This window comes from Pseudogracilibacillus auburnensis, assembly GCF_003201975.1.
Lineage (GTDB): Bacteria > Bacillota > Bacilli > Bacillales > Amphibacillaceae > Pseudogracilibacillus > Pseudogracilibacillus auburnensis.
This window is the reverse complement of record NZ_QJJQ01000002.1, coordinates 144,578-157,523: the sequence shown is the minus strand read 5'-3', so window position 1 is coordinate 157,523 and position 12,946 is coordinate 144,578. Positions and strand designations below refer to the sequence as shown.

11 protein-coding genes are annotated in these 12,946 nt (G+C 35.7%); 9 read left to right on the top strand and 2 right to left on the bottom strand.

The features are described 5' to 3' along the window. Positions 1–24 precede the first annotated feature (24 nt). Both DFR56_RS03805 and mmgD read right to left on the bottom strand, forming a co-directional pair. Entirely contained in the window at positions 25–1,461 is a 1,437-nt protein-coding gene (locus DFR56_RS03805) for a bifunctional 2-methylcitrate dehydratase/aconitate hydratase (protein WP_110394105.1), read from the bottom strand. A gap of 92 nt (positions 1,462–1,553) precedes the next feature. Further along, positions 1,554–2,654 carry a citrate synthase gene (mmgD, locus tag DFR56_RS03800; RefSeq protein WP_110394104.1) on the bottom strand — a complete coding sequence of 367 codons (1,101 nt, stop codon included), beginning with the start codon at positions 2,652–2,654 and terminating at the stop codon, positions 1,554–1,556. 154 nt (positions 2,655–2,808) lie between these two features. On the opposite strand from mmgD, the gene DFR56_RS03795 reads away from it, so the two are divergent. The 9 genes from DFR56_RS03795 to DFR56_RS03755 all read left to right on the top strand — a co-directional run bounded on the left by DFR56_RS03795 (position 2,809) and on the right by DFR56_RS03755 (position 12,942). Further along, entirely contained in the window at positions 2,809–3,678 is an 870-nt protein-coding gene (locus DFR56_RS03795) for a LysR family transcriptional regulator (protein WP_110394103.1), read from the top strand. A gap of 361 nt (positions 3,679–4,039) precedes the next feature. Then, entirely contained in the window at positions 4,040–4,837 is a 798-nt protein-coding gene (locus tag DFR56_RS03790; RefSeq protein WP_110394102.1) for a TrmB family transcriptional regulator, read from the top strand. A 52-nt stretch (positions 4,838–4,889) separates the two neighbouring features. After that, positions 4,890–5,645, top strand: coding sequence for a cyclase family protein (locus DFR56_RS03785; protein ID WP_110394319.1), 756 nt, complete (start codon positions 4,890–4,892; stop codon positions 5,643–5,645). Positions 5,646–5,661: 16 nt separating this feature from the next. Continuing rightward, positions 5,662–7,644, top strand: coding sequence for a sodium:solute symporter family protein (locus DFR56_RS03780; RefSeq protein WP_110394101.1), 1,983 nt, complete (start codon positions 5,662–5,664; stop codon positions 7,642–7,644). Further along, positions 7,616–8,533, top strand: a complete 918-nt coding sequence (locus DFR56_RS03775) for a fumarylacetoacetate hydrolase family protein (protein ID WP_110394100.1) — start codon at positions 7,616–7,618, stop codon at positions 8,531–8,533. Before DFR56_RS03780 ends, DFR56_RS03775 begins: the two co-directional genes overlap by 29 nt. A gap of 293 nt (positions 8,534–8,826) precedes the next feature. Then, entirely contained in the window at positions 8,827–9,858 is a 1,032-nt protein-coding gene (locus DFR56_RS03770) for a LacI family DNA-binding transcriptional regulator (RefSeq protein WP_110394099.1), read from the top strand. Further along, positions 9,851–10,801 carry a sugar kinase gene (locus DFR56_RS03765; protein WP_110394098.1) on the top strand — a complete coding sequence of 317 codons (951 nt, stop codon included), beginning with the start codon at positions 9,851–9,853 and terminating at the stop codon, positions 10,799–10,801. The genes DFR56_RS03770 and DFR56_RS03765 overlap by 8 nt, the downstream gene beginning before the upstream one ends. 58 nt (positions 10,802–10,859) lie before the next feature. Then, a complete protein-coding gene (gene nagA / locus DFR56_RS03760; RefSeq protein ID WP_158525492.1) occupies positions 10,860–12,038 on the top strand; it encodes an N-acetylglucosamine-6-phosphate deacetylase in 1,179 nt (392 codons plus the stop codon). Beyond that, positions 12,025–12,942, top strand: coding sequence for a carbohydrate ABC transporter permease (locus tag DFR56_RS03755; RefSeq protein ID WP_110394096.1), 918 nt, complete (start codon positions 12,025–12,027; stop codon positions 12,940–12,942). The genes nagA and DFR56_RS03755 overlap by 14 nt, the downstream gene beginning before the upstream one ends. Positions 12,943–12,946 lie beyond the last annotated feature (4 nt).

Genomic DNA, 12,946 nt, shown 5'->3' with positions numbered 1-12,946 from the left:
TGTTTAGCAACGTCTATATGTTGCTTATTTAACAAATAAGTCTGTAAATTCATTTACATTCATCTTAGGAAGTTCTTCCATACTTAGACAAGCTTTTTCGATTTCATCTCTTTGTTTATCCGCAAATTGTGTTGCTATGTTTTCCTTAAACTTATGAATGATTTGCGGAAATGCTTCTTCTCTTCGGAAACGATGTCCTAATGGATATTCAAATTCAATGTTATCTGTCATCGTTCCATCTGTAAAGGTAACTTGGACAGCATTAGCAATGGATCGTTTCTCGGGATCTAAGTAATCCTTCGTATATTGTTGATCTTCTTTAATGATCATTTTTTCACGTAATGCATCGATCATTGGATCTTTTGCTACTTCGTCTTCATAATCTTCGGCAACGATATTGCCTTTCATAAGAGCAATCGCTGTAATATACTGCAAACAATGATCTCTATCTGCTGGATTATGCAATGGTCCTGTTTTATCAATAATTCTAATTGCAGATTCATGGGTCGTAATGGTAATCTCTTTAATTTCGTCAAGTCGATCTTTTACAGTTGGGTGTAGAACTACGCCAGCTTCTGCTGCAGTTTGTGCATGGAATTCAGCTGGGAAGGATACTTTAAACAATACGTTTTCCATGACATACGAGTCAAGCGGACGTTGTAACGTCATCGTTTCACTATTAAACATGACTTCTTGAAAACCCCATCCAGGTGTTGTTAAAGCACTTGGATAACCCATTTCTCCTTTTACCGCCATTTGAGCTAAAAATACAGCTCGGCTCGTTGCATCTCCAGCAGCCCATGATTTTCTTGATCCTGTATTAGGAGCATGGCGATACGTCCGTAAAGAAGCATTATCTACCCAAGCATTAGACAAGGCATTATTGATTTCTTCCCGGCCACCGCCTAACATTTTTGTCACGACTGCTGTGGAAGCAAGTTTAACAAAAAAGACGTGATCGAGTCCGACACGATTTAAACTATTGTCTAAAGCTAGAATACCTTGAATTTCATGTGCTTTAATCATCATGTCTAATACTTCTTTTACCAATAATGGGGTTTTACCGTTTGCAATTCGTGTCCGGCTCACATAATCTGCTGCCGCTAAAATGCCACCTAAGTTATCGGATGGATGTCCCCATTCCTTGGCTAACCATGTATCATTAAAGTCTAACCATCTTACTAGCACTCCAATATCAAATGCGCCTTTTACAGGGTCGAGTACATTACTTGTTCCTGGCACTTTAACTCCATTAGGTACAATAGTTCCGGGCACATGGGGGCCTAGAAGTTTTGTACATTCTGGGTAATTTAAGGCAAGGATGCCACATCCAATAGTGTCTAACAAAACATATTTAGCTGTTGTGAAAGCTTCCTCGCTTGTAATATCTTTATTTAATACATAGTCTGTGATTTCCTCTATGATCTGATCTGTTTTTGTGCGTTCATTCGTTTTTAACAAGCAAAATCTTTCCTTTCCGTCATATAGTTGGTATAATAACTGATGGCATGATCAGTTTTATTGGGAAGAAGTCATCCAACCTGCCAGTTGTATTAGTACTGCTTCCCAATATAGTTCACCCTCGGTCTGAAGATACGGTTATTATCATGTTGCTCTATCACATGTGCAGAAAGGCCAGCTGCTCTAGAACAGTAGAAGATCGGTGTATAAAGTGGAATTGGAATATTCAATTTCCAATACACTGGTGCCGCATAGTAATCTAAATTTGGGAATAATCCTTTTTCTTCTCTCATGATTGTTTCTCCAGCTTCACACATTTCCAGTAGTGTATCATCTCCATCATGATTACAAAGACTTTTTAGGGATTCCTTCATTATTTGAGCGCGAGGATCCATTTTCTTCATATACACACGGTGACCAAAGCCCATTATTTTTTCTTTATTTTGTAATTTCTCATATAGTATTTTTTCAAATTGTTTTACATTTCCAGCTTCATTTAGTAAATACATTACTGCTTCATTGGCTCCTCCATGTAGATTTCCTTTTAAGGAACCAACCGCACCTGTTAAGGCACTGTATAAATCAGCGTTAGTTGAAGCGATTACGCGAGCCGTAAAAGTTGAATTTGGCATTTCATGTTCGCTATAAAGTAACAAGGATTTGTCGAATATTATTTCTTCCTCTTCTGAGGGAATGTCACCAGTGATCATATATAAAAAATTGGCACTGTAGGATAAGTCATTTAAAGGTGAGATGACTTCCTGATTGTTTAATATACGATAACTGTTTGCAGTCAGTGTTGGAAGTTGAGCAAGTAGTTTATAAGCTCGCTGTTTATTCATTGCCGCAGAATTGTCACCTATATAGGAATCATAATTTGCTAGTATGGAAACTCCTGTACGCTGGGCATCCATTGGGTGATAGTCTTTTGAAAATAACGAAAACACTTGAAGTAACTCTTTAGGGATTGTTTGTTTTTCCGATAAATCATTTTGTAACATAAGTCGTTTTGACTCATCTGGCAATTCGCCCTCCAGCAAAAGATACACAATGTCTAGATACCTTTTTGTAGAGGAAAGCTCGATTAAATCCTGTCCCCTTATCACAATCTTTTCCACATCTGTGTCCAAAAAAGAAATTTCGGTCTCGCTTACAACAACATTTTCAAGCCCTTGAACAAATGAAACACTCAAAATAAAATACCTCCTCTAATTCTATTACTCTATTTTGAACATACAAAATAGCTACTATATTCACTATATGGTTGATTTTTACTTTTTTGAAGTATATATTTATGATTACTAGACATTGATAAAATCGATGGCTGAATAGAAGGAGGAAGCGCGGGTGCATATTCGAGACTGGGAACTGTTAAGCACGTTATATGAAACAATGAATATTACGCATGCTTCTGAACAATTATATCTTTCACAATCTACTTTATCTTCTCGATTGAAAAAGTTAGAAGAAGATTTTGGTTTACAAATTGTCCTCCGGAAAAGAAGGGGAATTGCATTTACCCCTGAAGGTATGGTCTTAGTGAAACATGCTCAAAAGATGCTAAGTGAACAGGAAAAACTAAAGGAAAAATTAAATAATATGAAAAACATGGTGACTGGGACATTAAAAGTGGGTGTGTCGAACTTTTTTGCGCGTTATAAAATGCCGAAACTACTAAGCCTATTTCAACAGGAACATCCGGGAATTGAATGTAAAGTCGTAACTGGTTGGAGTAGTGAAATGTATCGTATGGTATTAAATCGCGATGTTCATATTGGATTTATAAAAGGTGATTATCCTTGGAAAGAAAGTAGAGAAATACTATATGAAGAAAATGTTTGTGTTGCAGCTCCTTGGTCGTTTGAATGGGAAGAGCTCCCTTCGTTACCTAGAATTGATTACCATACCGATCGAATTATGAAAGATACGATTGATAAATGGTGGTATACAAACTATCAAGACGAGTCGTATACGAACATTTATGTGAATCAGGTGGAAACTTGTAAAGAAATGATCTTACATAGATTAGGCTATGGTATTTTAGCACAGTTAGTGGTAGATCCTTATAAGGAATTAACGATTAAGCCATTACATGATTCTTTTGGAAAGCCTCTAACTCGTGACACATCGATGTATTATTATACAGATGCATTACAATTAAATATCGTAGAAGCCTTTATTTCATTTGTGTTAACGCTTGACGTAAAGCGATTGTAAGTAACAAAGATAAAAACATTTTTTTATCTATGTAATAGCTATTCCTTTGAAGGAGCCGGTATATGAGAAAGATTATATGCAGACTTCCTTATGTACAACTCACCATGCGGCGTGACTGATTTTTTAGACCAATATAGCTCTTTCAAGCCGTTTTGTTGTCTAAAAGAAAATATAGTTAATACTAATAACCATCCCTTTCATTAAGAGTGAAGGATGGTTATTGTTTTTGCTTTTAGTGGCAATTTGACTCTTAAATAAAAAATAAATTTCATTTTAGTATTGACAAAAAAATTAGGTAATTATAGTATATTAATATAATTAAACTACCACGGTGGTATAATTTTAGGTTGGTGATAAAAAGATGGAAATTATTGATGTTTTAAAAAGGTATAATTTTTCCGAGTATGAAGCAAAAATTTACCTTGCGCTGTTGAAACAAAGTCCTATGAATGGCAATAATATAGCTGTTCAGTCTGGTGTTCCGAGTGCGAAGGTTTATCAAACATTGCCTAAACTGATTGATCGAGATGTCGTTTTTCTAATGAATAACGGGACTCCTAGTGGTCAGAAATTTTATTCTCCGCTTCCTTGGAAAGAGTTGTTGAAAAATCTAAAAGACTCGCACAAAGACAATATGGGTAAAATGGAAAACTACTTCAAAAATATCCAACCACGTATTGAGGAAGATTGGTCTAGGCTTTATCATATGGAAGGTTATGAAGCCAATGTCGACTTGTTAAAGCAATTAATTAATAAAGCGGAACAATCCATATTATTTAGTTGTTGGAGCAAGGAATTTCTCTTACTGAAAGATGAATTTGAAAGCGCATTCAATAAGGGGGTAGATATTAAGTCAATTTTATTCGATCCAAAAGGAATTCAAGAGTTTCTTTGGGAGGGCTTTGGGCATCATCAAGGAAGATTTACAAACGAAAGACATTTGGGCGAACTTGTTGCCGTGTTTGACCAGGAAACTGTCTTTGTTTTAAATATGGAAAGTCCACCTCACGGAATAATCTCTAGTCATGCTGCTCTAGTGAAAGTTGCTGAAAACTACATACGACATGACATTTATATCAACCAAGTTATCAATGATTTCGGTGACGTTATGAAAGAAAAGTATGGGGATGAGTTTGAGGACTTGTTACACAAGTTTTAAAGGAGAAAAAGGAAACGAAGAACAATTTATATCAAAAAAGGAGAAGAAACGAATGAAGATAATTGATTTAAGTGTCCCAATGGATAATCAGGCGAAGGAACCATTTCCGCCAAAAATCGAATATGATGCACATGAAAAAGGAGCGGAACAAGCAGCGGAAATTTTAGGTTTAGAAGCGACAGACTTTCCTGATGGTAAAGCTTGGGCTGTTGAGAATGTTACTCTAACGACACATACAGGAACTCATGTAGATGCGCCTTGGCATTATGCTCCATTTTCAGAAGGGAGAAAAGCAAGAACGATAGATGAGCTGCCACTAGAATGGTTTTTCGGGAATGGAGTGTTATTTGATTTTAGCAATAAAGCACCAGGATATGAACTTCAAGTAGAAGATTTTGAAGCAAAGTTACAAGAGATGAATTACGAATTGAAGCCATATGATATTGTCCTGATTAGGACAGATGCAGATAAAAACTACTATCAAGAAAATTACGTCATGTCCCACGCAGGGGCTTCAGCGGAAGCGACCCGTTGGCTAATAGAGAAAGGAATTAAAGTAATGGGAACGGACGGTTGGGGATGGGACATTCCATTGCCATTACAAGCTGAGCAATACCGCCAAACGAAGGCAGACAATATTTTATGGGCAGCACATTTTGTTGGAAAAGAAAAGGAGTATTGTCAAATTGAGAAACTAGCAAACTTAGATCAGTTACCAAGTCCAACCGGTTTTAAGGTAGCCTGTTTTCCAGTAAAAATATCTGGTGCAAGTGCAGGATGGGCTCGTCCTGTTGCCATATTTGATTAATAAAGGGGAGAATTGAATGGCGTTTAACACCGTATTTTTAATCATGTTTATTGCATTTCTATTACTGTTATTAGCTGGGGGATTCATAACAAAGAAATGGGTAAGCAATTCGAACGACTTTTTTATCGCTGGTAGAGAAGTGGGATTACTTGTAAACATATTTGGAGTTGCGGCAATTGGGTTTGCAGGAACTATTATTACATTAGGACCAGGACTAGCCATTATGACAGGGTTTTGGGGCGCTGTTGGATTTGGGATTATTTACGGTTTTGGTGGACTTGCACTATATGGGATTGTGTTTGCACCTTATATTAGAAGATCAGGGGCACATACATTATCAGAATGGCTCGAGATGCGTTTTGACAGTCGAACGAGAACATTAGTAACATTAGCTACCATTTTAGGTTTGCTCGGAATTATGGCGAACAATGTCGTTTCGATGGCTATCGTAACTACAGGGTTTACTGGGTGGTCGTTACTAGGCACTTTGGCAGTAATTTTCTTCTTATTTCTTTTATTTACGTATATTGGAGGATTTTGGGCCGTTACATTAACAGATTTTATGCAAATGTGTGTAGGGTTAATTGCACTTCCAGTTATGTTGATCGCGTTACTGATGAAATATGGTGGCTCGAGCTTTTTACTAAACAATTGGTCCGGAAATAAAGGTTTTTTTACTGCGGGAATTGCCGATCAAAGTTTACCAATTTTTTCATTACAATACCCAAGTGTACTCACATTCACCATATTATTCGGTTGTTTTTTAGTCTGGGGAAATAATTATTACTGGTTACGTGTTTCTTCTGCTAGAAATGAAAAAGTTGCTAGAAACGGTTTTATTTATGGTGCCATGTTGCTTGTTTTCGTTCCAATTACAATATTAGCTATTGTTGGTGTATATGCGGCATCGATTTTTCCTGATCATTTTGCACCACATGGTGATACCGACCCTATGTCTGCTTTTGGTGTAGTTTTAAAAGCTTTACCAATTGGTGTGGCGGCATTAGCTTTAATTGGTGCGTTAGCGGCATCGATATCTACTTCCACAACTGCTTTAATTGGTGCGTCAAGTACGGCGGTTCGTGACTTGTATCAACGGTTTTTACACCCTAATGCTACAAGTGAACAACTAACGATGCCGTCAAAAATCATTACACTCATTTTAGGGATACTTGTTTGGTTATTATCCTTTTATCCGGGTGGACCGCTCTACCTATTCGCTTTTTCAACAGCCTGGTTAGGGGCACCTTCTATCTTAGTTTTCTTAGGAGTTTGGTGGAAGAGAACGACAAAAGCGGGAGCGTTCTATGGAGCAGTTCTTGGCATGTCTATAACAGCATTACTAACAGTGCTTGAATTAACGGGAATATTTGTGATCTCCAACTACACACATATTGGTGTCGTAGGTCTTGTATTTACATTAGTGACAACGATTGTAATTAGTTTATTATCTGAACCAAATTATTACTCAAGGCCAAATTGGAAAGAGAAAGCTCCATCATTCTCTTCTTTAACAGGGGATGAAATTAAAGCACTAAATTTAATTGCTGAGGGTTATCATACAATGGCGGAAGTGACAGATATGTTTGGTACAGATTCTTCAAAAACAAATGAAATTATTGAATCATTAGATCAAAAGTTATTGTTGACGAGAGAGAAGTATTCAGGACCAGGATTCTATTCTTTTACACTGACCGATGAAGGTTATCGTCATGTGACGATCGATATTTCAAAAGGGTCTACAGATTACTACATGAATAAGGAAGAGAAAGTTATTTTACGTAAATTAAAGGAAGGTCCTGACGTTTTAAATCAATATCTTCAAGCTGAAAAATTTGATTCATTAAGGCTTTCAGTCCTATTAGCTAAACTAATCGAACAGGGTTATCTGAAAGAAGAAGGAATTTGGCGTAGAAGTGTTGCTTTAACGGCGAAGGGGAAAGAAGCATTATTAGGGGAGATGGACAACGATGAAATTTATCACATACTCGATCGCTGATGGAAAAAAACAAGCGGGGATGATGATCAATGATAACGTATATTCAATAGAGGAAATTAGTGAAGGTAAACTACCACATACAATGCGTTCTTTTATTGAAGATGCTGAAAGAAATTTGCCGATTCTAGAAGAAATAGTAAATCATAACATAGACCAAAATAGCAGTATTCCGGTGACGGAAGTAAATCTGCATGCACCATTGGGAAATCCAAATAGTGTAAGAGATTTTATGGCGTTTGAAGATCATATCGTAAATGCATCTAAAACGAGTGGTATTCAAGTACATCCTAATTGGTATAAAATACCTGCATTTTATTTTACTAATCATACGACCATTCATGATCCAAATGAGGGGATTGAACGACCACCGGGTTGTGAAAAACTGGATTACGAATTAGAAATTGCCATCGTCATCGGAAAAGAAGGGAAAAACATTTCGGTCGATGAAGCGGATGAATATATTTTTGGTTATACCATTTTTAATGATTGGTCTGCACGTGACCTCCAATTAAAAGAAATGCCGATTGGACTTGGACCCGCCAAAGGGAAAGATTTTGCTACTTCCATTGGACCTTGTATTGTTACGCCAAAGGTACTTGAGCCATTTCGAGAAAATAAAGGATTTGATTTAGAAATGACAGCTTCTGTCAATGGAAAAGTTATTTCTCGAGGAAATTTCAAAAATATTTATTATTCATTTAACGAAATGATTGCCCAAGCATCAAGTGGCACAACACTATATCCGGGAGATATTATTGGGTCAGGAACAGTTGGAACTGGTTGTTTATTAGAGTTCGGAGAAGGCGTTCATCCTTGGTTACAAGATGGAGATGAAGTAGAACTTACGATTGAACAAATAGGTGTGTTAAGGAATACAATTAAAAAGTAAATTTTAAGACTTTTATAAAAAGCGAAGAAAGATTGAAATTAAGATGAAAAAAACTTTCGTGAATGATACGCAATGAAATTTATTTTCTTTGCGTATTTTTAATTGAAAAATTCTATTCATATTGAGAAAGGTATTTTAACTGGAAGATACCCAAAAAACGAGCATATATTTCTCCGTGTGAGATAAAATAAAAAATCTTTTAAAAAAAAGCTTGTAAAACGCTTTCATTTATTATATAATCTACTAAACCGGTTTAGTAAATCGGTTTATAAAATGGAGAAGGAAGATACCAAATGACAAAAAGAATTACGATTGAAGACGTAGCGAATCAGGCAGGTGTTTCTAAAAGTACAGTATCTCAATACTTAAACGAGCGTTTTGATTATATGGGCGAGAAAACTCGCATGAAAATTGAAAAAGTAATTAAAGAATTGGATTATCAACCGAATGTAATAGCGAGAAGTTTAAAGAAGAAAAGTACTTCAACGATTGGGGTCATTGTAGCAAATATTTTACATGCATATTCCACGCAAGTAATTAGAGCTATTGAAAACGTGTGTAATGAAAATGGTATTTCTACTATCATTTGTAATGCTGATGATGATTCCGAAAAAGAAAAAAACTATTTAGAGACATTGCTTTCAAAACAAATTGACGGTTTAATTGTCATTCCAACTAGTGGAAATTTGGAGATGTACAATAAATTGATTTCTGAAAATTTTCCCCTTGTTTTCCTAGATAGAATTGTGGATGGATTGGATAGCGATACAGTCCTTTTAGATAATAAAAAAGCTTCAGAGCTGGCAGTCGATTGCCTATATGAAAATGGACATGAAAAGATTGCAATTGTTACGACTTCTTTAATTGATAATGTGACTCCTAGAGTAGAGAGGATCCAAGGATACAAAGAAGCATTAAAAAAGAGACATATTCAAATTAATCAGGAGTACATAAAAGGAGCAGAATTATCTCTGATTAAACAAAAGTTAACTGAACTTTTCACTCTATCTGAACCACCGACAGCAATTATTTCAGGAAATGATTTAACGTTGATGGAAATATTATCTTACACTTTTGATAACGGAATAAAAATTGGAAAGGATATTGGATTAATAACAGTGGATGAAGTTTCATTTGCTGCTATTCATACACCGCCTTTAACTACAATTGTACAACCTACTATTGATATGGGAACTAAAGCAGCAGAAATATTACTAGAAAAAATAAATAATAAACAAACGAAAAATAAACCAACTATTTATCGTTATGATCCATCGTTAATCGTTAGAGGTTCAGTAGAGAGAGTTGGTGATAGGATTGATTGACGTTATTACAATAGGAGATGCGATGATAACTTTTGATCCATCTGTTTCAGGACCATTAAGGTTCGTTGATTCATTCAAGAAAAAAGTAGGAGGAGCCGAACTAAACATTGCTATAGGTTGTGCTCGTTTGGGTCTTCAAACTACATTTCTTAGTAGAATTGGAGATGACGAGTTTGGAAGGTTTATTTATAATTTTCTTCGTGGAGAAGGAATAGATGTTTCAGAAGTAAAATTAGTCAAAGACCATCCAACTTCATTAAACTTTAAGGAGTTAAGAGAGGGAGGTTTTTCGGAGACATATTATTACCGTTATAAATCACCTACACTAACGTTAACACCGAGTTCGTTGAATGAAGACGTGTTTAGAAAGTCACGGTTATTACATATATCAGGTGTATTTCCATCAATAAATAGTCGGAATATTGGAATTATTGATGCGGCAATACAACTAGCCAAAAAACATAAATTAAAGATTTCGTTAGATCCAAATATCAGGTTGAAACTTTGGAGTGAAAAGAAAGCAAAAGATACATTGTTGCGATGGCTACCAGAAGTTGACTATTTGTTAGCTGGAATAGATGAAGCAGAACTTTTATTTGGCACTCAAGATGTTGATCAAATAATTTATAATGCAAAAAGATACGCAATTTCTCACCTATTCATAAAATTAGGTGAAAAGGGTGCGAAGTTATGGACGAATGAGCAGCTTTATACATGTGATTCTATCCATACTACAAAAGTGGTAGATGTCGTTGGAGCAGGGGATGGCTTTGGTGCTGGAGCAATTTATGGGTTGTTACATGATTGGGAACCTGAAAAAGTGTTAAAGTTTGCTAACACAATAGGGGCAATGGTAGTAGAAGTCTATGGAGACAATGAAGGATTACCTTATTTAGATGAAGCGATAAGTAGGTTTGAAAATAGAAAGAAAATTGATAGATGAATCATCCAATAAATTAAATAGTGTATGAACTATTATAGAGAAGGGAATGGAAGTTTTGATGTTTTATAAAGGGAAGCATTGGATAAGTGAAGAGTCCATTGAAATAAAAGTAGAAAATGGCACTATTTCTTCTATTCAGAAGACAGAAGAAGAGTGTAAGCATTGGATAGCCCCTGGTCTGATCGATATACAAGTGAATGGTATAGGAGGTTATGATTTAAATGGATTTGAAACAACAGAAGAGACGGTGTTAAATGTGGTGAAAGAGCTCCATAAAGTTGGAGTAACACAATTTTGTCCAACTGTTGTAACAGGAACGAGAGAAAGAATGTTGCATTGTATAAAGGTTATATCAAAAGCTTATGAAACATATCCACTTGTGAAAAAATCAGTTATTGGGATTCATGTAGAAGGACCTTATATTTCGGAAGAAGACGGACCTAGAGGTGCTCACAATAAAGAGTGGGTAAGAGATCCAGACATAGAAGAATTAAATGATTGGCTCACCATTTCAAATAATCTTATTTGTAAAGTTACTTTAGCACCTGAAAAAACGGGCTCAATTGAGTTTATTAAAGCTCTTTATGAATTGGGAATTGTTGCAGCTATTGGTCACTGTAATGCTACAGAGGACGATATTCAGAAAGCAGTCGAAGCCGGTGCTACGATGAGTACACATTTAGGTAATGGAGCCCATCCATCTATTAAACGCCATCCAAATTATATATGGTCGCAATTAGCAGAAGATAATCTATGGGCCGGGATCATTGCAGATGGGCATCACCTGCCAAAATCGGTGCTAAAAGTAATGATTCGAACAAAAGGAAAGAAAGCAATCATTACTAGTGATGCAGTTAGTTTGGCTGGAATGCCACCAGGAAATTATAAAACAAATATTAATAGAGATGTCGTTTTACAGGAAAATGGTTTGTTACATCTGGCAAATACCCCGGATATATTGGCTGGATCTGCCGTTCCTTTAAATAGAGGGGTGGAAAATTTAGTGAAAATGGGGATATGTGATTTGAAAAATGCTATTTTGATGGCTTCTCACCATCCCGCACAACTTTTTGGATTAGATAAAGATGGAACGGGTAGTTTACGAGTCAACTCTCCAGCTAACTTTATTATTTTTAGTAACGAAAATAATAATTTTAAAATAGTAAAAACAATTTCAAATGGTGAAATTGTCTATGAGATAAATAAGAGTAAGGGGGGTTCTTATGGAGCAAGTTAAAAAACGAAAAAAAAGTATGAGTTTGCAACGTCAAAAAAGACTCTATGGGATTTTATTTATTCTTCCGGCTTTTATTTTTGTCTTTGCATTTATGTTTTATCCAATCATGTACAGTGCTTTTATGAGCTTACAGGATTATAACTATGTTACAGATGCTTCACCTAGTTTTGTTGGATTTGAGAACTATAAAAATGCTTTTCAAGATCCGACTTTTAGAGTTTCGATGAAAAATACATTAATTTATTCTAGTATTTACTTTATCTCAGTGATGGTTATTTCACTTTTCTTAGCGCTCACACTTTTTAATGTGAAAAAGTTTAATGCTTTTTTTAGAACTTCAATCTTTATTCCAATTGTAGTGCCATTATCATTGGCTTCCATCGTTTTTACATGGATTCTACAAGAAAATATTGGTTTATTGAATTATTTTCTCGGTGATATTCTTGGGTTAGAACAGCTAACACGAGGTTGGCTTACTGAAGGTAAAACGGCTATGGGTAGTATTATCGGAGTAGGGTTATGGGCAACGATAGGGTTTGTAACAATTTTATTTTTAGGTGGGTTGCAATCGATTTCTCCGGATATTTTGGAAGCAGCTGAAGTGGATGGGGCAACTGGATGGAAAAAGATTTTCTATGTCATATTACCAAACTTAAGAGAAGCTTACATATTAACAGGTATTTGGGCAATTATTCAAGCGTTAAAAGTATTTGTAGAGCCAATGGTGATGACACATGGTGGACCGGGAACGTCCACACTAGTAATGTACCAAGAAATTTATTTTACAGCTTTTACAAGGTTTGAAATGGGATATGCTTCAGCAATGGCCTATATTTTAGGGATTATTACATTAGTATTCTCTTTAATAAACTTCCATATTAATAGAAGTCGAGAAGACATATAGGGGG

Bases quoted from the DNA above. Each gene is read 5' to 3' on its own strand.
- DFR56_RS03790 (WP_110394102.1), top strand. From the start codon at position 4,040: ATGGAAATTATTGATGTTTTAAAAAGGTATAATTTTTCCGAGTATGAA.
- DFR56_RS03785 (WP_110394319.1), top strand. From the start codon at position 4,890: ATGAAGATAATTGATTTAAGTGTCCCAATGGATAATCAGGCGAAGGAA.
- DFR56_RS03780 (WP_110394101.1), top strand. From the start codon at position 5,662: ATGGCGTTTAACACCGTATTTTTAATCATGTTTATTGCATTTCTATTA.
- DFR56_RS03775 (WP_110394100.1), top strand. From the start codon at position 7,616: ATGAAATTTATCACATACTCGATCGCTGATGGAAAAAAACAAGCGGGG.
- DFR56_RS03770 (WP_110394099.1), top strand. From the start codon at position 8,827: ATGACAAAAAGAATTACGATTGAAGACGTAGCGAATCAGGCAGGTGTT.
- nagA (WP_158525492.1), top strand. From the start codon at position 10,860: ATGTTTTATAAAGGGAAGCATTGGATAAGTGAAGAGTCCATTGAAATA.
- DFR56_RS03755 (WP_110394096.1), top strand. From the start codon at position 12,025: ATGGAGCAAGTTAAAAAACGAAAAAAAAGTATGAGTTTGCAACGTCAA.